This is a genomic window from Kocuria kalidii, from assembly GCF_044462225.1.
Lineage (GTDB): Bacteria > Actinomycetota > Actinomycetes > Actinomycetales > Micrococcaceae > Kocuria > Kocuria kalidii.
In genome coordinates this window covers 1-23,791 of the sequence record NZ_JBISWJ010000057.1, presented here as the reverse complement: position 1 = coordinate 23,791, position 23,791 = coordinate 1, and the positions used below count along the sequence as shown (strand labels likewise).

24 protein-coding genes are annotated in these 23,791 nt (G+C 75.1%); 9 read left to right on the top strand and 15 right to left on the bottom strand.

Annotated features, from left to right (window positions below; genetic code table 11):
• The first annotated feature begins 54 nt into the window (after window positions 1-54).
• The gene (allB, locus tag ACH9D3_RS08315) at window positions 55-1,374 is read left to right on the top strand and encodes an allantoinase AllB (RefSeq protein ID WP_396410569.1); all 1,320 of its coding nucleotides are present in this window, start codon (window positions 55-57) and stop codon (window positions 1,372-1,374) included.
• Between the two features lie 15 nt (window positions 1,375-1,389).
• Here the strand turns inward: allB and ACH9D3_RS08310 are convergent, their stop codons facing one another.
• Together ACH9D3_RS08310 and ACH9D3_RS08305 are read right to left on the bottom strand one after the other, a co-directional pair.
• Window positions 1,390-2,850 carry an Ig-like domain-containing protein gene (locus tag ACH9D3_RS08310; RefSeq protein ID WP_396410558.1) on the bottom strand — a complete coding sequence of 487 codons (1,461 nt, stop codon included), beginning with the start codon at window positions 2,848-2,850 and terminating at the stop codon, window positions 1,390-1,392.
• 282 nt (window positions 2,851-3,132) lie between these two features.
• The gene (locus ACH9D3_RS08305; protein WP_396410557.1) at window positions 3,133-4,080 is read right to left on the bottom strand and encodes a lysylphosphatidylglycerol synthase domain-containing protein; all 948 of its coding nucleotides are present in this window, start codon (window positions 4,078-4,080) and stop codon (window positions 3,133-3,135) included.
• Window positions 4,081-4,173: 93 nt separating this feature from the next.
• On the opposite strand from ACH9D3_RS08305, the gene ACH9D3_RS08300 reads away from it, so the two are divergent.
• On the top strand, window positions 4,174-4,941 hold the full coding sequence (locus ACH9D3_RS08300) for a CDP-alcohol phosphatidyltransferase family protein (RefSeq protein ID WP_396410556.1): 768 nt from the start codon (window positions 4,174-4,176) through the stop codon (window positions 4,939-4,941).
• Here the strand turns inward: ACH9D3_RS08300 and ACH9D3_RS08295 are convergent.
• From ACH9D3_RS08295 to ACH9D3_RS08275, 5 genes are all read right to left on the bottom strand, one after another.
• Window positions 4,934-5,800, bottom strand: coding sequence for a methyltransferase domain-containing protein (locus tag ACH9D3_RS08295; protein ID WP_396410555.1), 867 nt, complete (start codon window positions 5,798-5,800; stop codon window positions 4,934-4,936). The genes ACH9D3_RS08300 and ACH9D3_RS08295 overlap by 8 nt on opposite strands.
• On the bottom strand, window positions 5,797-6,963 hold the full coding sequence (locus ACH9D3_RS08290) for a glycosyltransferase (protein WP_396410568.1): 1,167 nt from the start codon (window positions 6,961-6,963) through the stop codon (window positions 5,797-5,799). Before ACH9D3_RS08290 ends, ACH9D3_RS08295 begins: the two co-directional genes overlap by 4 nt.
• A gap of 5 nt (window positions 6,964-6,968) precedes the next feature.
• The gene (locus tag ACH9D3_RS08285; protein ID WP_396410554.1) at window positions 6,969-7,388 is read right to left on the bottom strand and encodes a 6-carboxytetrahydropterin synthase; all 420 of its coding nucleotides are present in this window, start codon (window positions 7,386-7,388) and stop codon (window positions 6,969-6,971) included.
• The gene (locus ACH9D3_RS08280) at window positions 7,376-8,422 is read right to left on the bottom strand and encodes a zinc-dependent alcohol dehydrogenase (RefSeq protein ID WP_396410553.1); all 1,047 of its coding nucleotides are present in this window, start codon (window positions 8,420-8,422) and stop codon (window positions 7,376-7,378) included. The genes ACH9D3_RS08285 and ACH9D3_RS08280 overlap by 13 nt, the downstream gene beginning before the upstream one ends.
• A 253-nt stretch (window positions 8,423-8,675) precedes the next feature.
• The gene (locus ACH9D3_RS08275; RefSeq protein WP_396410552.1) at window positions 8,676-9,119 is read right to left on the bottom strand and encodes a MarR family transcriptional regulator; all 444 of its coding nucleotides are present in this window, start codon (window positions 9,117-9,119) and stop codon (window positions 8,676-8,678) included.
• A gap of 74 nt (window positions 9,120-9,193) precedes the next feature.
• On the opposite strand from ACH9D3_RS08275, the gene ACH9D3_RS08270 reads away from it, so the two are divergent.
• The 3 genes from ACH9D3_RS08270 (at window position 9,194) to ACH9D3_RS08260 (ending at window position 11,454) form a co-directional block, all read left to right on the top strand.
• On the top strand, window positions 9,194-9,841 hold the full coding sequence (locus tag ACH9D3_RS08270) for a maleylpyruvate isomerase family mycothiol-dependent enzyme (protein ID WP_396410551.1): 648 nt from the start codon (window positions 9,194-9,196) through the stop codon (window positions 9,839-9,841).
• A gap of 79 nt (window positions 9,842-9,920) precedes the next feature.
• Complete coding sequence (locus ACH9D3_RS08265) at window positions 9,921-10,454, top strand: alpha/beta fold hydrolase (RefSeq protein ID WP_396400543.1); 534 nt, start codon at window positions 9,921-9,923, stop codon at window positions 10,452-10,454.
• Window positions 10,455-10,572: 118 nt separating this feature from the next.
• On the top strand, window positions 10,573-11,454 hold the full coding sequence (locus ACH9D3_RS08260; protein ID WP_396410550.1) for a hypothetical protein: 882 nt from the start codon (window positions 10,573-10,575) through the stop codon (window positions 11,452-11,454).
• A gap of 2 nt (window positions 11,455-11,456) precedes the next feature.
• On the opposite strand, the gene fmdA is transcribed toward ACH9D3_RS08260, so the two are convergent.
• The 6 genes from fmdA to ACH9D3_RS08230 all read right to left on the bottom strand — a co-directional run bounded on the left by fmdA (window position 11,457) and on the right by ACH9D3_RS08230 (window position 19,009).
• On the bottom strand, window positions 11,457-12,710 hold the full coding sequence (fmdA, locus tag ACH9D3_RS08255) for a formamidase (RefSeq protein ID WP_396400541.1): 1,254 nt from the start codon (window positions 12,708-12,710) through the stop codon (window positions 11,457-11,459).
• Window positions 12,711-12,763: 53 nt separating this feature from the next.
• On the bottom strand, window positions 12,764-13,048 hold the full coding sequence (locus tag ACH9D3_RS08250) for an FmdB family zinc ribbon protein (RefSeq protein ID WP_396410549.1): 285 nt from the start codon (window positions 13,046-13,048) through the stop codon (window positions 12,764-12,766).
• 160 nt (window positions 13,049-13,208) lie between these two features.
• Complete coding sequence (locus ACH9D3_RS08245) at window positions 13,209-14,636, bottom strand: FAD-binding oxidoreductase (protein WP_396400539.1); 1,428 nt, start codon at window positions 14,634-14,636, stop codon at window positions 13,209-13,211.
• Window positions 14,637-14,770: 134 nt separating this feature from the next.
• Complete coding sequence (locus tag ACH9D3_RS08240) at window positions 14,771-16,510, bottom strand: peptidoglycan DD-metalloendopeptidase family protein (RefSeq protein ID WP_396410548.1); 1,740 nt, start codon at window positions 16,508-16,510, stop codon at window positions 14,771-14,773.
• Window positions 16,511-16,889: 379 nt separating this feature from the next.
• Window positions 16,890-17,414, bottom strand: a complete 525-nt coding sequence (locus ACH9D3_RS08235; protein WP_396410547.1) for a mycothiol transferase — start codon at window positions 17,412-17,414, stop codon at window positions 16,890-16,892.
• Between the two features lie 77 nt (window positions 17,415-17,491).
• Window positions 17,492-19,009 carry an MFS transporter gene (locus ACH9D3_RS08230; protein WP_396410546.1) on the bottom strand — a complete coding sequence of 506 codons (1,518 nt, stop codon included), beginning with the start codon at window positions 19,007-19,009 and terminating at the stop codon, window positions 17,492-17,494.
• A gap of 121 nt (window positions 19,010-19,130) precedes the next feature.
• On the opposite strand from ACH9D3_RS08230, the gene ACH9D3_RS08225 reads away from it, so the two are divergent.
• Window positions 19,131-19,676 (top strand): TetR/AcrR family transcriptional regulator, encoded by a 546-nt coding sequence (locus ACH9D3_RS08225; RefSeq protein WP_396400534.1) that lies wholly within the window; start codon window positions 19,131-19,133, stop codon window positions 19,674-19,676.
• Window positions 19,677-19,686: 10 nt separating this feature from the next.
• On the opposite strand, the gene ACH9D3_RS08220 is transcribed toward ACH9D3_RS08225, so the two are convergent.
• Both ACH9D3_RS08220 and ACH9D3_RS08215 read right to left on the bottom strand, forming a co-directional pair.
• A complete protein-coding gene (locus ACH9D3_RS08220; protein WP_396410545.1) occupies window positions 19,687-20,283 on the bottom strand; it encodes a uracil-DNA glycosylase in 597 nt (198 codons plus the stop codon).
• Window positions 20,280-21,539: an FAD-dependent oxidoreductase gene (locus ACH9D3_RS08215; RefSeq protein ID WP_396410544.1), complete on the bottom strand. Its 1,260-nt coding sequence runs from the start codon at window positions 21,537-21,539 to the stop codon at window positions 20,280-20,282. The genes ACH9D3_RS08220 and ACH9D3_RS08215 overlap by 4 nt, the downstream gene beginning before the upstream one ends.
• 195 nt (window positions 21,540-21,734) lie before the next feature.
• On the opposite strand from ACH9D3_RS08215, the gene ACH9D3_RS08210 reads away from it, so the two are divergent.
• From ACH9D3_RS08210 to ACH9D3_RS08200, 3 genes are all read left to right on the top strand, one after another.
• A complete protein-coding gene (locus ACH9D3_RS08210; protein ID WP_396410543.1) occupies window positions 21,735-22,292 on the top strand; it encodes a dihydrofolate reductase family protein in 558 nt (185 codons plus the stop codon).
• 89 nt (window positions 22,293-22,381) lie between these two features.
• Complete coding sequence (locus tag ACH9D3_RS08205) at window positions 22,382-23,134, top strand: TSUP family transporter (RefSeq protein WP_396410542.1); 753 nt, start codon at window positions 22,382-22,384, stop codon at window positions 23,132-23,134.
• 113 nt (window positions 23,135-23,247) lie between these two features.
• Window positions 23,248-23,791: FG-GAP-like repeat-containing protein (locus ACH9D3_RS08200; RefSeq protein ID WP_396410541.1), on the top strand; the 544-nt coding region annotated here is incomplete at its 3' end.

Sequence of the window (23,791 nt, the reverse complement as noted above, 5' to 3'; positions counted from 1 at the left end):
ACGGGCGCCGACGCGGAGGGCGCGCACGCGGGCGACCACCGGGACTTCGACCTCGTGGTGCGCGGGCGGAACGTCTCGTGCGGCGACCACTTCGCGCCGCGCGAGATCGGCGTGCGCGACGGGCGGATCGTGGCGGTCGAGCCCCTCGGCGCCGGGCTGACGGGCCGCGACGTCGTGGAGCTCGCCGACGACGAGACCCTGCTGCCCGGGCTGGTGGACACCCACGTGCACATCAACGAGCCCGGACGCACCGAGTGGGAGGGCTTCGCCTCCGCGACCCGCGCCGCCGCGGCCGGGGGCGTCACCACGGTCCTGGACATGCCGCTCAACTCGGTCCCCGCGACCGTGAACGTGCCGGCCCTCGAGTACAAGCGGCTCTTCGCGCAGGACAGCGTCTTCGTGGACGTCGGTTTCTGGGGCGGGGCGATCCCCGGCAACAAGCCCCACCTGCGCGAGCTGCACGACGACGGCGTCTTCGGCTTCAAGTGCTTCCTGCTGCACTCCGGCGTCGACGAGTTCCCGCACCTCGAGGCCGACGAGATGGAGGAGGACCTCGCCGAGATCAAGACCTTCGACTCGCTGCTGATCGTGCACGCCGAGGACTCCCGCGCCATCGACCGCGCACCGCACCCCGAGGGGGACGTCTACGAGAACTTCCTGAGGTCCCGTCCGCGCGGCGCCGAGAACCTGGCGATCGCCGAGGTCATCGAGCGCACCCGCTGGACCGGCGCCCGCTCGCACATCCTGCACCTGTCCTCCTCGGACGCCCTGCCCATGCTGGCCACCGCCAAGCGGGACGGCCTGGACATCACGGTGGAGACCTGCCCGCACTACCTCACCCTGCTCGCGGAGGAGGTGCCCAACGGCGCCACCGCCTTCAAGTGCTGCCCGCCCGTGCGGGAGGTCGCCAACCGGGAGCTGCTCTGGGAGGGCCTGGTCGACGGGACCATCGACTTCATCGTCTCCGACCACTCCCCCTCGACCCTCGACCTGAAGGACCTGGACAACGGGGACTTCGGCGTGGCGTGGGGAGGGGTCTCCTCCCTGCAGCTGGGCCTGTCCCTCGTCTGGACCGAGGCGCGGCGCCGGGGCATCGGGCTGGAGCGCGTCGTGGAGTGGATGTCCACCAAGCCCGCCCAGCGGGCCGGGCTGCGCACCAAGGGCAGGCTGTCCCTGGGCTACGACGCGGACCTGGTGGTCTTCGCGGCCGACGACGCGTTCGTGGTCGACGCCGGGCGGCTGCACCACAAGAACCCGATCACCCCGTACCAGGGCAAGGCGCTGTCCGGGAGGGTGCGCAGGACCTTCGTCCGGGGCGCCGCCGTGGACTTCGAGACCCCACGGGGCCGGCTCGTCCGCCGCGGGGAGAGCTGACGGGCGCGGACCGCGTCAGCCGACCGGCGCCACACGACTCGGGCGGCCGCCGGCGACCGTGACCTCGACCAGGTCGGTCGAGGTCTGACCGGCCGAGTCCGTGGCGGTCGCCGAGAGCGTGCGGATGCCGCCGGCCGCCGTGCTGGTGTCCCAGGTCGCCGACCAGCCGTCCGCGCCGTCGGTGTCGGTGCCGAGGGCGGCGCCGTCCACGGCGAGGGCGACCTGTTCGACGGCCACGTCGTCGACGGCCTCAGCGGTGACCTGGACGGTCCCGCTCACGGTGGCGCCGTCAGCGGGTGCGGTCAGGGCCACCTCGGGCGGGTCGTCGGCGGCGGCCGCCATCCTGTCCGCCACGTGCAGGCGGATGGTGGGCAACTGGGCGTAGAGGCGTTCCCCCGGGCACTCGGTGGCCTCGTAGTCACGGTGACCGCCGATGGCCGGCACCTGCCTCTGCGTCCCGTTGACCGGGTTCACGTAGGTGACCGTGGCGTGCGGGTCCAGGTCGTGACGCAGCGCCAGCTCGGCGAGCAGGTCCTTCAGGGAGGACACGGCCGCCGGCTTCGGATCGGCCGGGAACCTGCGGCGGTCGGTGAAGTCCCCGAGCAGCGCCACACCCAGGTTCCCGGAGTTCCAGCCGCCGACGTGGGCGCCGGTCACCATCCGATCGGTGCCGGTCTCGTGGGCGAAATCGGCCCCGTTCCCGCCCTCGCTGCCGCACGAGGTGCTGGCCGTGCCCGACCACCGGCCCTCGTAGACGATCCCGAACTCGTCGACGAGGTACTGGTAGCCGATGTCCCCGAAGCCCTGGTCGACCGCGTGGTAGCGGTAGATGGCGCGCACCGTGGCGGCCGGATCGGGGTCGCCGTTGCGGGTCGCGGTGTGGTGGACGGTCGTCACCTGGGCGTCGTAGAACTGCGGTGCCAGGAGCTCCTTGCCGGCGCCGTCGTGGCGCAGGGCCTCGTCGGCGCCCCAGTCGGCCCGGGATCGGCACTGGCTGCTGTTCAGGGCCTGGGCGGCCCCGCCCGGAGCCCGGCCCGCAGTCGTCCGGGGCCCGTCGGTGGTGTTCATGGCCACCGCGCGCGCGGCGACGGCCCGGGCAGGGATGCCGCGCACCTGGTAGGCCTCGGCGTCGGCGGCCGGCACGAGGCCGCTGGCCCACTGCCCCCGGCTCGTGACGCCGTCCTCGATCAGCGGGGTCCACGGTCCCCACCGGCCGTCGTGGCGCAGCCGCACCGCGCCGTGGGGCTCGGCCCCGGACGCCTCCGCGGCGTGCTCCTGACCGGCAGGGGTGTCCCACAGGACCCCGACGTAGTCGATGGAGAAGTCCGTCGGCACCTCGCCGGTCTGCACGGGCCGCGCGTCGGCGAGCGTCTCCGGCACCGTCCGGGCCACCGCCGGACCGGACCACACCACTGCCAGCGAGACGACCAGCCCGACGACGACGGCGTGCACGAGGATTCTCAGAAGACGACGCATGGCGGAGTTCCCCCTGGAGCGACCGGTCGCTGCGGACAGGGCCCCGCATCGCGCCACCGGTCCCCACCGGTGGGCGGCGTCCCTGCCCGTGGGACAGTCTGGCCCGGGTGGTGGGCCGGCACAACGCCCCCCCCGGTTCCTGACCGCTGTGTGACGTGCACGGCCCCCTCCGGTGGGCGCAGCGCGTCCTGCGCCGCCGGCCGGGTGCCCAGCGCCACCAGCTGCTCCTGCGGCGTCCTCAGCAGCATCTCCGTGGCGGTCGCCCACCGGGAGCTCCCGGGATCACGGGGCGCCCGGGACCCGGTCCCGTCCACCGCCCTTCCGGGACACCCCGTCGGGGGGCGCAGACGGCGTGCCCACCCAGCGGAGCAGGACGAGAGCACCCGGCAGGGCCGAGATCAGGGCGAGCAGTCCGTAGCCGATCGAGATCGCGAAGCCGGTCCCGGCGGGCAGACCGTGGGCCATCGCGGCCAGGGTGGTGATCCCCTCGCGCGGTCCCCAGCCGCCCACCCCGACGGGCACGGACATCCCCGCCAGACCCAGCACGGTGGTCCCCCACAGGTCCGCGAGGGCCTCCTGCGGGGCGGTGCGCACGGCGGCCAGCAGGAAGAGCCCCTGGTAGCAGGCCCAGGCGAGCACGGACAGGGCCCACACGCCCGCCCGGTCGCGTGCCGGGGCCCCGCTCGTCGAGCGCCAGGCGATGGTCCCCACGACGAGCGCTCCGAGACCGAGGGCGGCGGCGAGCCAGCCGCCGACCACCAGCGCCGGGACGACCCCCGCCGCCAGGAGCACGGACGTCCCGGCCAGCCGTTCGCCCACCACGGAGCCGCCGGCCCCGGGCCAGCTGTCGCCGCGCCGGCGGCGGCGCAGCACCCGCACGGCGTCCCCGGTCACGCCGCCGGGCAGCAGCAGGTTGACGAGGCCGGCCGCCCAGCACTCGCCCAGGGCCTCCCGGAAGCCGATCCGGGCGCCGCGGCTGCGGGCCACGAGCCGCCACCGCTGGGCCTGGGCCCCGGTGGCCACGAGACCGGCGCCCAGGGCGAGGGCCACGGTGACGGGGGACAGGATGCCGACGGCGCTGCGCACCGCGTCCGTGCCCAGCGCCCGGAACAGCGCGGCGAGCAGCACGAGCCCCGCCGCGGCCTGCCCGGCGGCCAGCAGCACGCGCAGCGCGGCCCGCCGCCTGCGCAGGGCAGGAGCGGTCTCGGCAGGCACGGTCGCGGGGGGCACGGTCGCAGTCTAGCCAGCGCCCGCCCTCGGCCGGATTGACGCGGGAGCCCGGGCCCGCCCACGATGAGTACTTCCGACCCGGAAGGCGACCGCATGCCCCTGGCCCGTTCGGCCCGATCCCGCCCCTCGGCGCGCCGGGACGGTCTCGTGGCGTTCCTGGTGCTGACGGCGGCCGTCGCGGCCATCGCCCTCGTCGCGGACGTGGCACCGCCCGTGCCGGCGGTCTCCGGTCTCCTGGGGCTCGCCGTGCTCGGTCCGGTGGTGCGCAGCACCACCGGACGCCGCGGCGAGCCGTACGGGCCCGCGGACCGGATCACGGTGGGCCGTTCCGTGCTCGTCGCCGCGTGCGCCGCGCTCCTGCCCGTGGGGCTGCTCCCCGTGCTCGAGCAGGACGCCGGCCGGCCCGCCGACGCCTGGTGCTGGGCCGTGTTCGCCGTCGCGCTGCCCGCCTGGCTGCTCGACGGCGTCGACGGCTGGGTGGCCCGCCGCACCGGCACCGCCACCCGCGCCGGTGCGCGGTTCGACCAGGAGGTCGACGCCGCGCTGCTGCTCGTCCTCTCCCTGGCCGTCGCCGCCCGGCTCGGACTGCCCGGGGCGGGGTGGGTGGTCCTGATCGGCGCCCTGCGCTACCTCTTCCTGCTGGGCCTGCGGGTGCGTCCCGCGTGGAACCGGGAACTGCCCTTCTCCTCCTACCGGCGGGTCGTGGCGGCGGTCCAGGGCGGGGTCCTGCTCGGCGCGCTGGTCCCCCTGGTCCCGTGGTGGCTCGCCGTCGCCGCCACGGCCGCGGCGCTGGGCCTGCTGCTGGTGTCCTTCGGGCGGGACGTCCTGTGGCTCGAGCGGACGGCCCCCGCCCTCAGCTGACGGGCGGCAGCCCGAGCACGTCGGCGTGCCCCACCGTGGCCCGCAGCCTGCCGCGGGCGCAGTCCACCAGCCGGGTCCGCAGCCAGGCGTGGGCCTCGGCCGTGAGGTCGGGCCGGTGCTCCACGGCCGCGTCCGCCCGGTCGGCGAGGAACCGGTCCAGGAGGGGACGCGCCCACTCCTGGTCGGACACCCACCACGGGGTGGGGGTCACGTCCACGGTCATGCCGCGCTCCTGCAGCGCCCCCACGGCGAGCCGCACCCCGTCCGTGCCGGCCAGCTCGCCGCGGTGCTGGTGGTCCTCGAAGGCGCCCAGCACCGACGGGTCCAGGTGGTGGGGCGGGTCGAGCAGGACCTCGCCGTCGACGGTCAGGGCGAGGAGCGCCGGGACGCCCTCCTCGGCCAGCACCCGGGCCAGCTCCCGGACCTGCTCCCGGGTCAGCAGGTCGAGCAGCGCGGAGCACGTCACCAGCCGGCGGGACGCCGGGTGCTGCGCGAGCACCCGGCCGAGCTCCTCGACGCCGGCGTGGACGGGCACGACGTCGGCTCCGTCCTCCCGGGCGGCGGCCACGGCCCGGTCGAGCAGCTCGCGGTCGTGGTCGAGCAGGATCCACCGCTGGGGGCCGGGGAGGTGCCCGGCCAGCCAGGCGCGGTTCGCCCCCGTCCCGGCGCCGAGGTCCACGACCACGACGGGATCGGTCCCGGAGGACGCGGGGGCCCCGGACGGCGGCGCCTCCTCCCAGTGCCGGACGAGCCGGGCGATCAGCGGCAGGGAGTGCTCGCGGGCCGCGGCGTCGGCGGGCTCGCGCAGGGCCAGCCAGTCGCCGGCGACGGGCCGGTCGGGAGTGGGGTGGTTCGTCATGACGGTCTCCTGGTGCGATCGGTGTCGGTGGCGTGGTCGGGGCCGGGGTCGGGATCTGGGGCGGGGTCGAGGGCGCGGCCGGCGGGTCCGGTGGGCCGGTCGATCGCCGCGAGGACGTCACGGGCGGTGTCCTCCCAGCTGCGCAGGCGCTCGCGGCGGGTCAGCGCCGCGGCCCGCCACTGCGCGCGCAGCGCGGGGTCGGTCAGCCAGGAGCGCAGCGCCGCGGTCCAGGCGGACGGGTCGAGGGGGTCGAGGGCGGCGCCGGCCCGGGTTCCGGCGGCGGGGGCGCCCGCGGGCCGCGGCGCGCCGTCGAGGGCCTCGACCGCCCCGGTGCCCGCCGCGACCACCGCGGGCACGCCGTGGGCGAGCGCCTCGGTGACGACCATGCCGTAGGTCTCGGTGGTCGAGGGGAGCAGCAGCAGGTCCGTGCGCGCCCACTGCCGGGCCAGCGCCGCCCCCTCGAGGGGGCCGGGACAGTGGACGCGCCCGGGATCGGGAAGGTCCCGGATCGCCGCGCGCAGCCGGTCGACGTGGTGGGGGTCGCCCTCGGGTCCCACGAGGTCGAGGGACCAGCCGACGGACGTCAGCGGCGCGAGGGCCCGCAGCAGCAGACCCTGGTTTTTGCGCGGGGTCAGGGACGCGAGGCAGAGCAGGCGCGGGGGCCGGGACCCCGCGGCGACCGGGCCGCGCCCGGCCCCCGGCTCGGCCACGGCGGCGCCCGCGGTGCCGTAGCGGCGGAGGAGGTCGTGGGCCGCCCAGGAGCTGGGCGTCAGCACGCCGCTCGCGGCGGCGAGCGCGGCGGCCTCCCGCCGGGCCAGCTCCGCGGCGGCGGCGGGCTCGAGCCCGGTCTCGGCGGGCAGGGGCAGGTGCACGAGCAGGTGCACGGGCACGCCGGCGCGCACGGCGTCGTCGACCTCCTCGGGAGCCGCGCACCCCACGAGGCCGTCGAGGAGCACCGCCCGGCCGGCGGCCGGGCCCCCCAGCGCCCGCCGCAGCCGGATCCGGGCCGCGCCGTCCGGGACGGGCCAGTCCCCGGCCACGGGCACGAGCCGGGCGGTGCGGCCCACGGCGCCCAGCGCCGTCACGAGCCGGCGGTCGTAGAGCGAGCCGCCGGTGGGCCGTCCGCCGTCGTCGGGCACCACCACGTCGAGGCCCCCGCGCATGCTGCTCACCGGGCGGGGGCGGGCCCGCCGCGCTCGCTCAGGACGGGCAGCTCGAGGGTGTACGAGGCCCAGGCACTGGGGTTCTCCCGCAGGGTCACCGTCAGCCGCTCGAGCCCCTCGATGAACGCCGCGCCCGCCGCGAGCCGCTCGGCGACGTACTGGGCGAGGACCTCCGTGGTGGACAGCCGTCCGGCGAAGTCCGGGTGCTCATCGAGGTTGCGGTAGCGCAGCCCGTCGAGCACGCCCGCGAGCAGGTCGGCGGCCACGCCGATGTCCATGACCACCCCGTGCTCGTCGAGGACCGGGCGGGCCCAGGTGGTCTCCACGTCGTAGGTGGCCCCGTGCAGGTTCTGGGCGGGGCCGAAGAAGGGGTCCGGCAGGCTGTGGGCGATCATCATGTGGTCTCGGACGGTCAGGGTGAACACGGGGCTCCTCGGGTCGGTGCGGCGGGCGGTCGGTCGTAGCGCACGACGTGGCACAGCACGTCGGCGGAGCCTCCGGCGAGCCGCGCCATGGTGGCGGGCAGCTCCTCGAAGGAGGAGGTCCCGGAGAGCAGGGCGTCGAAGCGGGGGTCCCGCAGGGCGTCCAGCGCGGTGGCGAGCCGGTCGGCGGTCGTGCGCCGGGCCCGGCGGGCGGGGGCGACGGCCCCCACCTGGCTGGCGCGGATCTGCAGCCGGCGGGCGTGGAAGTCCGCACCGAGCGGGACGGCGGGGTCCTCGTCGCCGTACCAGGACAGCTCGATCAGCTCGCCCTCGTCGCCGAGCAGCTCGAGCCCCCTCGCCAGGCCGGCGGCGGTGGAGGAGGCGTGCACGACGACGTCGCACTCCCCCGCGGCGTCCTGCGGCAGCACGTGCTCCACGCCGAGCGCGCGGGCGAGCCCGGCGCGGGACGGCTGCGGATCCACGAGCTGCAGCCGGGCGAGCGGGAAGCGGGCCAGCAGCGCGGCCGCGCACGCGCCGATCATCCCGGCGCCGACCACGGCCACCCGGTCCCCGAAGCGGGGCGCGGCCTCCCACAGGGCGTTGACGGCCGTCTCCACCGAGCCGGCGAGCACGGCGCGGTCGGAGGGCACGTCGTCGGGCACGGGGGTCACTGCGGAGGCCGGGAGCACGTAGCGGTCCTGGTGGGGGTGCAGGCTGAAGACCCGACGGCCCACCAGCTCCTGCGGCCCCTGCTCCACGACGCCCACGGCCAGGTAGCCGTACTTCACCGGGGCCGGGAAGTCCCCCTCCTGGAACGGGGCGCGCATCCGCTCGCGCACCCGCTCGGGCACCAGGCCGCGGTGGACGAGCGACTCCGTCCCGCGGCTGATCCCGGAGCGCAGCGCCCGCACCACGACGTCCTCCGGGCCCGGGGCGGGGAGCTCCGCGGTGCGCAGCTCGCCCCGGCCGGGGTCCACGGTCCAGTAGGCGCGGCAGGTGCGGGGCTCCGGCAGGGCACGGTGAGCGGCGTCGGTCATGGTTCCATTGTGGCGTGCCCGCGGCGGCACGCCACCGACCGGCCGAGATCTTGCCGGGCAACGGGAGCGGGCCCGTTCGACCACGGGACGGCGTGGTCGGCGGAGCCGCTCACGGCCGGCCAGGTGGCTCACGATCGGCCAGGTGGCTCACGGCCGGCCAGGTGGCTCGTGGCCGGCCGGGTCTCTCGTGGTCGGCCCGGAACCCGCCGGCAGCCGGACCGCCCGCGGGTCGGGGCCGGCCCCGGCCCGCGGGTCAGGCGATCGGGGCGGGCGCCTCCTCGTGCAGCTCGGCGAGCGCCCGGCGCAGCGCGGCATAGCGCCGCGCCCCGAGCCGGCGCCGCCACTGCTCCTCCACCTCGGCGACCACGCCGGCCGCCACCGCCTGGGCGGCCCGGCCGCGCTCGGCGATGGTCACGAGCCGCGCCCGGGCGTCCGCGGGATCGGGCCGCCGCTCCACGTACCCCTCCTCCTCCATGGCCTGCACGAGCAGGCTGGCCGTCTGCTTGGTGACGCGGGCCTGTTCCGCCAGGTGCACCGTGCGGGTGCCGTCCGGGCCGATGCGCTGGAAGATCCGTGCCTGGGCGTAGGAGAGATCCGCGAAGCCGGCGGCGTGGAGGGCCTCCAGCACCCGGATCTCCATGTCCCGGTACGGGTAGTACAGCAGCAGCCCGGTGTTGGGTCCCTCGTCCTCGCGCATGTCCCCTCTTGACGGCGTGGCATCTCCGGTCGGAAAATTTAGTCAGGAAACCTGACCTTTGCGGGGAGAATACCATGGATCGCACCGCCATCTGGGACGCCGTTCACCAGGAGCGGTCCGCGCTCGCGGACCTGCTCGAGACGCTCAGCCCCGAGGAGTGGGACCACCCCACCCTGTGCCCCGGATGGGCGGTGCGGGACGTGGCGGCCCATGTCATCTCCTCGCCCCAGTTCGGGCTCGCCGATCTCGTCGCGGCCCTGTGGCGCGGCCGGGGGAGCTACGACCGCGCCGTGTTCCTGGACGCCCGGCGCCGCGGCCGCCGGCCGGTCGGGTCCATCGTCGCGGACTACCGCCGCCTGGACGGTTCGCGGCGCCGCCCTCCGGGCACGGGCATCCGGGATCCGCTCCTCGACGTCCTGGTCCACACCCAGGACATCGCCCTGCCCCTGGGCCGGCACCACGCGATGCCCCCGGAGGCCGCCCGCACGGCCGCCGACCGCGTGTGGTCCACGCCGTTCCCGTTCTGCGCGCGCCGCAGGCTGCGCGAGGTGACGCTCACCGCCACCGACGTCGACTGGCACGTCGGCAGCGGCCCCGAGATCCGCGGTTCCATGGAGGCGCTGCTCCTGCTGCTGACCGGCCGGACCGCGGGGCTCGACCGGCTCGAGGGGCCGGGCCTGGGCATCGTGGGGCCGGGAGCGGGGGCCGCCCGCCGCTCTTGACACCCCGCCGCGACGCCGGGGACGCTGGACGAGGTGGCGTCCGCCGTCACCTCCAGCGTCCACGTCCCCGAGGTGACCCATGGTCCAGCGCATCCTCTTCCTGCACGGTGCCGGTTCCCAGCCCGGCGCCGGCGGCAATCCGCTGCTCGAGGCGGTGCGGCGTCAGTGGCCCGATGCCGACCTCGTCTCCCCGGACCTGCCCGGCCCCGAGGATCCCGACCCGGAGCAGTGGCAGGACGCGATCGGCCGGGCCGTCCGCGCCATCCCGGACGAGCCGTGGGTGATCGTGGGCCACTCCCTCGGCGGGTCCGAGGCCCTGCGCTTCCTCTGCCACCGCATCCCCACCCTGCTGCAGCGCGTCGTGACCGTGGCCGCCCCGTGCTGGGACCCGGAGGACCCCGACTGGAACGAACGCGGCTTCGCCCTGCCCTCCACGGTGGGCCGGCGGCTCGCGGACCTCGAGATCGTCGTGGTCCACGCCGAGGACGACGACGTCGTCCCGCCCGCCCACGCGCACCGTCTCACCGAGCGGCTGCCCTCCGCCCAGCTCGTGCTGCTCCCCTCCGGAGGCCACCTGCCGACGTCCTGGACGGACCGGGGTCTCATTGCGTGAGGCGAACGCGCACGGATCGGCAGGACCGCCGCCGCGCGAGAGCACGAGGGGCACGACCCGGTCGCACCCGCCGCACCGGAGGACCGCCCGCGCCCTGGGGACCACCGCCGCGCTCCTCGTGGGACTCTCCGTCCCGGCTCCCGCGACGGCGCTGCCCGCCGCCCGGGGCAGCGAGGTCGCCGGGACGTCCTCGGTGGCCGTGCCCGCCTCCTGCGGGCCGGCGGCCGCCGCGTCGTTCCCCGTCCCGAACGGCCCCGCGGCGGAGGACGACCGGCCCGCCCTGGCCGCCGCGCTGGACGGGCTGGGCGGAGCGGTGGGCGCCGACATCAGCCTGCTGGTGCAGGACCCGGACGGCCGCCCGGTCTTCGCCCACCGCCCCGAGCTCTCCGGCATGGAGGCGAGCCTCTCGAAGGTCCCGCTCGCCCTGACCACCATCCGCCTGGCCGCCGAGCGGGGCGGCACGCTCACGGAGCAGCAGCGCGCGCTGATCCGCGACAGCGTCCACGAGAGCGGCAACGAGTCCACCTCCACCCTGTACGGCGCGCTCGGGCCCACGGTCTCCGCCATGGAGGGCGAGATCAACGAGACCTACGACCTCATGGGTGTCACCTCGACCCGGTCCTCGGGCGGCTGGGGCCACAACCTGACCACGGCCTCCGACCAGCTGGCCGTGCTGCGCACGGTCGTCCACGGGGCGGACTGGCTCCCCGAGGAGGACCTGGCCTGGCTGCGGGAGCAGATGCACCCACGCCACCCGTCCCAGACGTGGGGCGTGGGGACGGCGAGCGCGGACCGGGCCGTCACGGCGGACTCCCTCGTCAAGAACGGGTGGCTGCCGGACGCCGGTGGCGAGTGGGACACCCACAGCGTGGGGCGGGCCGCGGCGGGCGGGACGGCCCACCACATCGCGGTGCTGGGCTCCGGCTACCCCACCGCGGCGTGCGGCCAGGACGTGGCCACCGCCGTGGTGGAGCTGTACTTCCGGCTCGGGGCCGCCTGAGCTCACGCGGCCGCGTGCGGCGCCCCCGTCCCCGGGTCCACCTGGTGCGGACCGGCCGCGGAGGGCCGGATGTCGAAGTCGAAGATCGCGGTGGGGATGTACACCGTGGCGCACGAGTTCGGGATGTCGACCACCCCGGAGAACCGGCCCTCGATCGGCGCGGCGCCCAGCAGCAGGTACGCCTGCTCCGGGGAGTACCCGAACTTCGTGAGGTAGTCGATCGCGTGCAGGCACGCCCGCTGGTAGGACAGCTGCGAGTCCAGGTAGCGCTGCTCGCCGTCGAGGGTCACCGAGGTGCCGGAGAAGGAGATCCACTCGCTGTACTGCGGGTCCGTCCTGCCCGGGAGGAAGATCGCGTTCTCGGAGACCCCGTAGGTCTCCATCCCGCCCTTGATGACGTCCACGTGGAAGTCGATGAACCCGCCCATCTCGATCGCACCGCAGAACGTGATCTCGCCGTCGCCCTGGGAGAAGTGCAGGTCTCCCACGGAGAAGTTCGCCCCGTCCACGAACACGGGGTAGAACACGCGGGTGCCCTTGGTCAGGTTCTTGATGTCCTGGTTGCCGCCGTTCTCCCGGGGCGGTGCGGTGCGCGCCGCCTCCGCGGCGACCCGCTCGACGTCGTTCTCCGGCACCCCGCCCAGCACGGCGTCCTCGGGCTCGGGGGGCAGCGCCAGGGGCGGCACCCGGTCCGGGTCGGTGGCGATGAGCGCGCCCTCGCGGGCGTTCCACCGGGCCAGGAGCTCGGCGGAGGGCGCGGTGCCCATCAGGCCCGGGTGGACGATGCCGGTGAACGACACCTCGGGGACGTGCCGGGAGGTGGCCGTCTGACCGCGGAAGTCCCAGATCGCCTTGTAGGCGTCGGGGAACCGGTCGGTGAGGAAGCCGCCGCCGTTGGACCTGGCGAAGATGCCGGTGTACCCCCAGCCCTGCCCGGCCAGCGGGCCGGAGTCCTCCTGCGGGAGGGGACCGACATCGAGGATGTCGACGACGAGCAGGTCACCCGGTGCCGCGCCCTCCACCGCGAACGGGCCGGACAGCTTGTGCACGGTCCGCAGGGGTGCGTGCAGGATGTCCTCGGCGGAGTCGTCGTTGACGATCGCGCCGTCGAACCACTCCCGGCAGTCCACCCGGAACGTGTCCCCCGGTCGCACCGTGGCCACCGGCGGGATCTCCGGGTGCCACCGGTTGTGCCCCACGAGCTCCTGGTCCTCGAACGGCCGTGACGAGTCGAGGGGGAAGATGAGCTCCGGCATGACGTGCCTCCTTGGCTGGTGTGCTGCGGTGTGGTGCTCCGGTGGTGTGCCTCTCAGGGCCGGGGAAGTCTGCGGTGCAGGGGGTTGCCGCTGGTCCGCGCCCCCTTCCGGGGATCGGGCGGGGGCGCGGCGACGACGTCGGGCCGGCTCGCGGTGCGCTCCGTGCGCTCGATCAGCCGGGCCGCCGGCGTTCCGGCCCGGGAGAGTCCGGGCGCGCTCACGAGCCGCCGCGCCGGGGTTCCGCAGCCGGGGCAGGCGCTCTCCCGCGTGGCGGTGCCCATCCTCAGGAGGAGCTCGAAGACCCCGCACTCGGGGCAGCGGTACTCGTGGATCGGCATGCGGCGCGCCTTTCGGGAGTGCGAGGTCGCTGGACTCCCGACCGTAGTGCCGGAGCCGCGGCCGGGGAAGGGCGGGCACCGACATCGCCCGGACGTGACGGGGCCGCGGGCGGACGGGTCGCGCCGCGCGCTCGTGCGGGCGGTGCCGTCCGACGGCCGTTCAGGGCCGGCCGGGGACGACGTTCACGTTGCGCCGGAAGAGGTTCCCGGGGTCGTAGCGGTCCTTGAGGGCCACGAGCCGCTGGTACTTCTGCCGCCCGTAGACCAGGCGCGCCGCAGCGGCCGGATCGGCCCCCGACGCCGCCCCCGGGCCCATCAGGTTGACGTACTCCCCGTGCTCGGCGAACGGCTGCATCCCCTCGTGCACGGTCCGCACGAATGCGGCGAGGTGCTCGTCGTCGGCGGCGTCGTGCCGCACTCCGTGGACGGTCAGCCAGTACCGCGCGGACCGGTTGGGGAAGGCGGTGGCCTCCTCGGGCACCCGGCCGAACGCACCCTCGAGGTGGTGCACCTCGATGCCGGTGCCGCGGGACGTGATGCCGGAGGCCAGCTCGACGAGGACGTCGACGACCTCCTCGTCCAGACGGGAGAAGGGGACGTTCCGCCAGTGGCCGTGCGAGCCCCGGGGGAAGGAGGCGTCCCTCGCCCCCTGCCATGCGAGCCAGGGCGTCGGCCCCATCTCCTCGGCATCCGGCAGCGCGTCCCGGCGCAGCACGTCGATGACGTCGAGGCCGGCGGCGTGGTCCTCGGAGGCCCAGTTGAACCCCACGGTCAGCCACGGCTCGTCGCCCATGCCCGCTCCCGGCGGCAGGATCGCGAACGTGAGGACCGGGTTCATCTCGTCCGGCAGCCCGTGCGACCACTCGCCGAAGGCGGTCAGGGCGTCGTGCCAGTGCGGACCCCGGTAGAACAGGTTCCCGGCGAGCACGGCAGGCGGCAGGCGGCGGGCGCAGAAGGTGCAGGAGGAGACCACGCCGAAGTTTCCTCCGCCGCCGCGCAGCCCCCAGAAGAGCTCGGCGTTCTCCTCCTCGCTGGCGTGCAGGTGGTCCCCGGCAGCGGTCACCACGTCGGCGGAGTCGAGGGTGTCGAGGGTCAGGCCGTGGCTGCGGGTCAGCCACCCCATGCCCCCGCCCAGGGCGAGCCCTGCGACGCCCGCCGCGCCGACGAGGCCGCCCGGCACGGCGAGACCGTGCCGTGCGGTGGCACGGTCGAGACCGGCGGAGGTCGTCCCCGGCTCCACGCTCACGAGCTGGTTGGCGGGGTCCACGACGACGCCCCGCAGCCGTCCGAGGTCCAGCACCAGGCCGTCCTCGACCGTGCCGTGGCCCGCCGGGCCGTATCCGCCTCCCCGCACCGCCAGCGGCAACCGCGTGCGCTGCGCCAGGGCCAGGGTGAGGTCGATGTCGCCGGCGGCGCCGGCCCGCACGATCGCCCGGGGGCGGACGTCGACCGCGCCGTTCCAGACCCTCCGGGCCCGGTCGTAGTCGGGGTCCCCCGGCTCGACCAGTCCTCCCGCGAGACGGTCCCGGAGGTCCTGGAGCGCCCTGGCCGTCCCGTCACCCGGCGCACCGCCATCCGTGGTCCTCATGGCCCCCGCCCTCGCGCGCAACGATCATCAGCCAGGAGGCAAATACTAGTCGGCCACGCGCGGGAGCGAGCGTCAGCCCTTGTCACGCCTGCATAACGTCGCCCGGGACGTCGGGGACGGACCGTCCCGGCCGCTCAGGGGGCGGTCGTCGCCACGGGAGCCGTCGCGGCGGCACCCGCACCGTCCGCGGAACCGGCGGTGCCTTCGGCGGGGCCGGCGGCCGCGGCCGGGTCGGAGCTCTCCCCGGACGCCGCCTTCGGTGCCGGGCGACGGGGCTCCTCGTCCTCCGCATCGGGGATGCCGTCCCCGTCGTCGTCCAGGTCCTCCTCGTCGCGCAGACCGTCGCCGTCCATGTCCGGGTCGACGTCATTGTCGAGACGGTCCCCGTCCAGGTCCGGGTCCTCGTGGTTCAGCAGCGGAACGCCGTCGAGCAGGTCGCCGTCGAGGTTGTCGTCGTCGACGTCCGGGGTCCCGTCCTTGTCGGTGTCCCGATCCGAGTCCGGCACCCGGAGGGCAACTCCCTGCTCGAGCCCGGGCACCGTCGGCCCGGCCCCGGGCCCGGGCTCGGGCACCGTCGGCCCGGCCCCGGGCCCGGGCTCGGGCACCATCGGCCCGGTCCCGGGTGCGGCGTCCACCGGATCAGTGGGTGCGGGCGCAGTCGGCGCTGGTATCCCGGGCTGTTTCACAAGTCCCGCCTCCTCGGCCTCCGCCCTGTTCTTCGCGTCCTGCGCCTTCTTCGCGTCCTCTGCCCGCTTCTTCGCCATGTCAGCCTGCTTCGCGGCCTCCGCCTGCTTCTTCGCCATGTCAGCCTGCTTCACGGCCTCCGCCTGCTTCTTCGCCATGTCAGCCTGCTTCACGGCCTCCGCCTGCTTCTTCGCCGCATCAGCCTGCTTCGCCGCATCGGCCTTCTTCGCCGCATCAGCCTGCTTCTTCGCCGCATCGGCCTTCTTCGCGGCCTCCGCCTGCTTCGCGGTATCTGCCTGCTTCGCGGCGTCGTCGACCAGGTCCGGGACAGGCACCTCGAGGGAGTACTTGCTGCGCGAGGCGGGAACCACACGCATGCCGTCGACCCAGTCGAAGGACTGCGGGTCGACCGCCTGCCCGTCGACCCAGGTCTCGAAGTGCAGGTGCGGACCCGTCACGCGGATGCCCGTGGCACCGTTCGAGCCGAGCTGCTCCGATGCGGCGAGCCGGTCACCGGTCCGGACCCGGACGTCCTCGAGGTGGCTGTAGGTGGTCTTGATCCCGTCCGCGTGGGTGACCTCCACCCGGTTGCCGCCCCAGACGTCCCAGAACACGGCCGTCACCACGCCGTCGAGGGCCGCGACCACCGGGAGACCCGCCGCGGCGGAGATGTCGGTGCCGTTGTGGAACTCGCGTCCGCCGCGGTCGGGGGCGATCCGCCACCCGAACTGGCCACCGGGCAGCACGGCACCGGGGCTGGTGGGCGCGATGATCGTGTTGACGGGGAGCTCGCCCTGGTACAGCTTCGGGGCCTGCCGGCCCGGGCGCACGGTCGACACCACGTCACGGCCGCCGTCGCCCCGTCCCGCGCCGGCGCGCCAGGAGCCCTTCCCCTCGCCGCCGTCCCGCACGGGCGAGACGGCACGGTCGTCCCGCACCGGTCCGGCCGGAGGACGCGTCCGCTCCTGGCTGGCCGCCAGCAGGCTCCACCCGCTCTGCGCCTGTTCGGCGGAGGCCGCCGGAGCTCCGAACGCCGAGGTCTCCCGCTCGCCGCCGGCGCCCGGAGCGACGCCCGTGCTGACGGCCACGCTGACGGCCACGAGGGCCGAGAACGCGGTGAGAGCGGTCACCGGCGAGGAGGCGCGGTACCGCAGGTCGGTGGCAGGACGGCGAGAGGAGTCGCGGGGCATGACGGTGTTTCCCCCAGGATGTCGCGACGGGCGACGGGAAGCTCGAGCAGAAGGTCGGAGCACTGTCGCCCCGCGTTATAAGCTTAAGTGAACAGGACGGTCTGGGCCGAAGGATGCGCCGTCCCCTCATCGGCGCCTTGTCATACGGCGACTCAATGTATTTTCAAGTTCCAGGCGAGGGCGTGGAACCGTGCGGCGTGGGTCCTCGCCGTGCTGCAGACGTCCGTCCCGGCCCGCCCTGGACGTCCTACTCGACGACGGTACAGGGCGTCCCCGGCCGACCACAGGGGTTCTCCCGAACATGTCCGCAGCTGCACAGCCGGCCCCGACGCGGGGACGGCGTCAGCCACAGGGCGGATCCGGCTGATCCTGTGGGCACTCAGTAGGGACCGGACCACCCGTCCTCGAGCAGGCCGCGGACGTAGGCGGCCTGGCCGAGGTGCTGGGCCGCGTCGTCGACCGTGCTCACCAGACGCGCGCCCCGGGTGACGGGCGGGTCCCAGGACCGGTCCACCACGTCGTCGAGCTGAGCGTCCGTCAGCCCGTGCACGTAGGTCACCGTGCGTTCGACGACGGCGTCGAGATAGCCCCGCAGCAGGTCGGGGGACGCCACCCGGATCCGCGCGACGTCCTCCGGCCCGTCGCCGAAGCCCATGGCGGAGTCCGGGACGTCGAGACCGAACCGCTCGCTCCATCCCTGCGCGGTCCACATCTCGGCAGCCTCGGCGAGCTGGGCCACCTGTACGTCCTGCTGGCGGGCCGCGTGCCACACCAGCCAGGCGATCGAGTTGGCGGTCCCGCCCGGCAGGGTGTTCAGCACGTCCGGGTCGATCCCGTCCAGGACGTGCCAGGCCACCTCCGACGGCCGCCGGGCGGCGTCCTCGAACAGCTCCTGCGGCGTCATCGCAACATCTCCTCCGCTCGTCGAGGGAGCGTGCGCCCCCTCGACGAGCCTACGTCCGCAGCGGCCCGGCGGGTCGGTCAGCGCGCGGCGGGCCGCAGCATGCGGGCCACCGTGAACGCCGCCAGGACCACCACGACCGTCATGACCACGGCCGTCCAGTGCATGCCCGCGGTGAAGGCCCCGAACGCTGCCTCCCGCACTGCGGTGCCGAGCGCCCCGGTGCCCTCCGCGACCTCGACGGCCCCGCCGAGGGTCTCGTGCGCCGCCGCGGACGGACCGGCCCCGAGCGCCGCGGGCAGGTCGAGGTGGCGCTGGTAGAACGCGGTCAGCAGCCCACCGAGCACGGCGGTGCCCAGCACCGCGCCGACCTCGTAGCCGGTCTCCGAGATCGCCGACGCCGCTCCCGCCTTGTGCGGCGGGGCCGCCGTCAGGACGAGGTCGTTGGAGAGCGTCTCGGCGAGTCCGATGCCGGCGCCGACCAGGCAGAAGGCGGCGAGGACCACCACGGTGCCGGTGCCCCCGGAGAGGTCCGCGAGGGCGACCACGAGGAAGCCGACCGCGGACAGGAGCATCCCCGCCGTGATCACGGTCCGCGGCGCGAGCCGGCGCACGGCCCGCACGGCCACGAAGCCGGCGAGCACCGTGAGGACCAGACCCGGGACCATGGTCAGGCCCGCGGCCATCGGATCCAGGCCCACCACGAGCTGCAGGTACTGGGTCAGCATGAACAGGAACCCGAAGAGCCCCACGTTGCCGAGGACGTTGACGGTCACGCCGCCCGTGAACCCGGGGTGCCGGAACAGGGTGAGGTCGAGCATCGGGTGCTCCAGGACCGCCTGGCGGCGGACGAAAAGCACACCGGTGAGCACACCGAGTGCCGCGCTGAGCAGACCGTGGAAGAGCTCCCCGGAGGCGGTGGCCGCCTTGATGCTGTAGACCACCGGCGTCATGGCCAGCATGGCGAGCAGCACCGACGGGACGTCCACGGGTCCGGGCCGGGGGTCGCGCGACTCCGGGACCAGCACGGGGCCGAGCACGAGCAGCGGCAGGAGCACCGGCACGGCCATCAGGAACACCGAGCCCCACCAGAAGTGGTTGAGCAGGAAGCCGCCCACGATCGGCCCCAGTGCCGCACCTCCGCTGAAGCCGCCCGCCCACACGGCGATGGCGATCCGGCGCTGGCCCGGGTCCAGGAAGATGTTGCGCAGCAGGGACAGGGTGGCCGGCATCAGCATCGCGCCGAAGAGGCCCATGGCCGCCCGGCCCGCCACGAGCAGCTCGGCGGTGGGGGCGAAGGCCGACGCCGCGGAGACGGCCGCGAAGCCCGTGCCGCCGATCAGCAGCAGCCGCCGGCGGCCGATCCGGTCACCCAGGGAGCCCATGGGGATGAGCAGGCCGGCGAGCACGAGGGGGTAGACGTCCACGATCCACAGCAGCTGCTCCCCGGTCGGGTGCAGCGCCCGGGAGATGGTGGGCAGGGCGAAGCTCAGCGCCGTGTTGTCCACCGACACGAGCAGGACAGGCATCATCAGGACCGCGAGTGCGGCCCATTCGCGCGCACCGGCCGTGGGGCGGGGCGTCAGCAGAGTGGTCATGGTTCACCTCCGGGGAACGGATCGGATCGGACAGCCTCATTAACTGTACCGTCTAGACGGTACAGTTATGTGGGGGCTGGCACAATGGGGACCACGTCCGATCCAGGGAGGTCTTCCTCACATGCCGCGCCCACCCGTGGCCCGGGACAAGCTCCTGGCCGCCTTCGAGCAGATCGTCCTCGACGACGGCGAGCGCGCCGCGACCCTCGACGCCGTCGCCACCGCCGCCGGCGTGTCCAAGGGCGGGCTGCTCTACCACTTCCCGCACCGCCAGGCGCTCGTGGACGCGACGCTGCAGCGGCTCGAGGAGCTCATGCGCCTGGACCTCGAGGGCATGGCCGCGGCGCCGGACGGGGCCGCCCGCTACTTCCTCGTCACGTCCCTGTTCGAGGACAGCCGTCTCGACCGGGCCCTGATCGTGGCCTCCCGCCTGGTCCAGTCCGGCGACGAGAACGCCCGGTCCGCCCTCAAGCGGCTCGAGAAGGCCTGGTACGAGCTGATCCTCGCCGACGTGGGAGACCCGGTGGTGGCGACCGCGGTCCAGCAGATGGGCGACGGGCTCTACCACAACGCGTCGATCGGCCTCCTGCCGGACGGCAGCGCGCAGCGGCACACCATCCTGGAGAACCTCCTGGCCGTGGTGGACCGGCTCAGCCCGCGCCCCTGAGCGCACCCGTTCAGGCGCGAGCCGCTGCGGCGGCCGTGCGCAGGGCGACCAGGATCCGCCGCCGGGTCTCGGCCCGGCGGTGGCCGTTGCGCAACGACGGGTGCGGCACGCCCAGCACGGGCAGCAGCCGCTGGGGCTCCTCCACGGTGAGCAGGCGCATCATCCCGGTCAGCGCCGGGGCCCCGAAGGTCACGACGACGCGCAGCTCCGGCAGCGCCCCGACCAGCTCGCGGAGGGCCGGTTCCGCCTCGACGAGGTCGTCGACCTTCGGCGGGCGGTGCCGCCCGTCCGCGTCCAGCAGCGCCCAGGGCACCACGTTCCAGCGCAGGCAGTCGCCGCGGGCCAGCCCGGACTCCTCCCGCAGGGCCTTGAAGGTCCGGGCGGTGGGATCGGGGTTGTCCTCGGAGCTGAACCCCAGGTCCCCGGCCGCCACGGTGGCCGGTCCGGGCGCCTCCATGAGCACGAGCACCCGAGCCCGGGTGCCGCCGCCGTCGGGGTCGACCCACGGCACGAACCGGCCGCCGCGGCGCCAGGCCCGGACCAGGGCGTTGAGCGGGGCCACGTGGGGCGCGTCCACCCGGGCGCGCTTGCCCGTGGCGGAGGTCACGGGCGTGCGGCACCGTCCGTCGCGCGCAGCTCCGCGGGGACGTGCTCGGGCCGCAGCCCGATGCCGATGGCCCGCCCCGTCAGGTGGGGCAGGAACGGCAGAGCCCGGACGAGACCCAGCGGCACCGGGGGCCTCGTCCGGGCACCGGGCCGGGACGGCACGAGCCGACGGGCCAGCAGGAGCTGGAACAGCTGGGTGGCGCGCGCCGGCCACGCCCGCCGGCGCTGCACGCGCGCGAGGTCCCGCGCCCGCACCCCGCCCTGCAGCAGACGCGGCCCCAGGAGATTCGCCGCCGCCACCGCGTCCTGCACCGCCAGGTTGATGCCCACGCCGCCGGCCGGGGACATCGCGTGGGCGGCGTCGCCGAGGAACAGCACCCCGGGCCGCCACCAGCGGCGCAGCCGGTCCACGCGCACCCGCAGCAGCTTCACCTGCTCCCAGTCCTCGATCGCTGCGAGCCCCTCCCCCAGCCCCGGGGCGAGCGTGCGCACCCGGTCCCGGAAGGCCTCCAGGCCCTGGGCGTGCAGCGCCTCGTGCTCCCCGGCCCGCACGATCAGGGCGGCCTGCCAGTAGCCGGTGCGCGGCAGGGCGACCACCGCGCCGTCCCCGGCGTTGAACAGCGGCTGCTCCTGCCCCTCGCGCCGGGGCACGCGGAACCACAGCACGTCCATCCGGGACGGCGAGGCCCTCGGGACCAGACCGGCCGCGGCCCGCAGCACGGAGTCGCGGCCGTCGGCGGCCAGCACCAGCTCGGCCCGGATGCGCACCGGGGCCCCGTCGTCGTCGTGCGCGGTCACGCCGGTGCACCGGCCGTCCTCGACGAGCAGGCCGTCCGCGGCCGTGGAGCGCAGCAGCCGGAAGCCGGGCAGCGCCTCCCCCTTCGCGGCGAGCAGGTCCAGGAAGTCCCACTGCGGCAGGAACGCGATGAACGGGCATCGCACGGGCAGCCGGTCGAACCGCCCGACCACGACCGTCTCCCCGCCGAGGGAGACCGTGGCCCGCTCCACACGGGTGTGCGGCAGTGCCAGGACGTCCTCGAGCCAGCCGAGCTCGGCCATCAGCTCGAGGGTCGAGGGGTGCAGGGTGTCGCCGCGGAAGTCGCGCAGGAAGTCCGCGTGCTTCTCCAGCACGACCACGTCCACGCCCTGGCGTGCGAGCAGCAGCCCGGCCATAATCCCGGCCGGGCCCCCGCCCACCACGCAGCACGTGGCCGTCACCTGCTCCGCCACCTGTTCCGTCGTATGCTCCGCCGCCACGGGTGCCTCCCGGACCCTTGCCCACACACCTGTTCCCGCCGACGATCCCACCGGGGTGCCGCCCGCGCAAGAGGTGGCGCGGGCCGCGTGCCGACCGGACGCGTCATGCCACGCCGTGCCCTTCCCACGGCCTCGGGGGAGCGCCAGAGTGAGAGCTGCACGCACGAGCGCCGGCCGCACCGACAGGAGATCCCCATGGGCCAGCTGATCATCACCGAGTTCATCACCCTCGACGGCGTCGTCGACTCCCCCGGCGGCGGCCCGCACCCGCACGCCGGGTGGACGTTCCAGCACGTCCCCTACGACGAGGCCGCCTACGAGCTCAAGGACCGGGAGCAGAAGGAGGCGGCGGCGATGCTGATGGGGCGGGTCAGCTACGACGAGTTCGCCCCCGTCTGGCCGTCGATGGAGGAGTTCGCCGAGTACAACGCCATGCCCAAGTACGTGGTCTCCTCCACCCTGGAGAACCCGCAGTGGCACAACACCTCCGTGCTGCGCTCCCTCGACGAGGTCGCGGAGCTGAAGGCCACGGTCGACGGCACCGTCCTCGTGCACGGCAGCGCCACCCTGGCCAAGAGCCTGGCCGCCGCCGACCTCGTGGACCGGTACCACCTGCTGGTGTTCCCCGTCCTCCTGGGTGCGGGCCGCCGTCTCTTCGACGACAGCACCGACAGGCTCCGCACCCTCGCGCTGGTCGAGCACGAGGCCTATGCCAACGGTGTCCTCAAGGCCGTCTACGACGTCGCCCGCTGACCGCCGGCCGCTCCTGGAGCGTCACCCCGGACGTCCTCGACCCGGAGGCGGACCGTGTGCGGTCCGGGACCGGCCGGACGGGGAGCAGAATGGGGCCCGTGGAGATCATCATCGTCGCCGCCCTCGCGATCCTCGTGGGCTCGGTCCTGCAGCGCGTCTCGGGCACCGGGGTGGGCCTCGTCGTGGCCCCCACCCTCGCCCTGCTGCTGGGCCCCGCCACGGGCGTGCTCGTGACCAACGCGACGACGACCGTCTCCGGCTTCCTCATCATGCTCTCGGTGTGGCGCCACGTGGACTGGCGGCGCTTCGCCCTCATCGCCCCGGCGGCGGCCGTGGGCGCCGTGCCGGCGGCGCTCGTGGTGCGCGAGCTGCCCGCCGCCTGGCTGCAGGTGGTGGTGGGGGGCGTGGTGCTGCTGGCGCTGACCACCATGTTCGGTCTGCCCCGCCTGCCCGAGTGGCCGGGACGGCTGCCCACGGTGCTCGCAGGGGCGGTCGGCGGGTTCTTCAACACCACGGCGGGGGTGGCCGGGCCGGTCATGGTCATCCACTCCCGGCTGGCCCGCTGGGAGCAGCGATCCTTCGCCGCGACGCTGCAGCCGGTGTTCATGACGATGGGCGCGCTGTCCGTGCTCGTCAAGACGCTGCTCGGGGCGGCGGGCACGGGCGGGATGCCGCCGTGGTGGGTCGCACCGGGCGTGGTGCTCACGGTGGTGCTGGGCATCCGGATCGGCGCGGTCGCGGCCCGCCGGGTGCCTCTGAGCGCCGCCCGCACCACCGCCCTCGTCCTCGCGGGCCTGGGCGGGGCGATCACGCTGGTGCGAGGGCTGCTGGGCGTGCTCTGAGTTCCGGGCGCCGATGACATCGCCCACGTCGCACTTCGGCAACGAACCGCTGCCCGGCGGATCCCGGCAGGTCCTCCGGAACTAGGCTGGATCCACCGACTCAGGGGGCAACCATGGATCGTCAGCGGCATCCCCGTCCACCGGTGGTGCTGGCCGCGGCCGCACTGCTCGTCACGGTGGCCGTCCAGCCCTCCGTTGCGGCGGAGCCGGGGGACCTGAGCTACGCGCAGGGTTGGCGGGTCGGCCAGCACCCGCGGCAGCTGGCCGATGTCAACGGCGACGGGCGCGCCGACGCCGTGGGCTTCGGCGACGCCGGCGTCATCGTCGGGTACGGCCTCGACCACGGCGCCTTCTCCCCCACGACGCTGAAGGCGAGCTCCTTCGGCCGGGACCAGGGCTGGCGCGTCGACCGGCACGAACGCGCCCTGGCGGATCTCAACGGCGACGGACGGGCCGACGTCGTCGGCTTCGGCGAGGACGGCCTGTACCTGTCCTACTCGGCGCCCAACGGAGTCTTCACCACACCCAGCCACTCCGACCCCGACCTGGCGGACTACGGCGTCGACCAGGGCTGGCGGGTCGACCGGCACCCGCGGGAGCTGGCCGACGTGGACGGCGACGGACGGGCCGACGTCGTCGGCTTCGGCGACGCCGGGA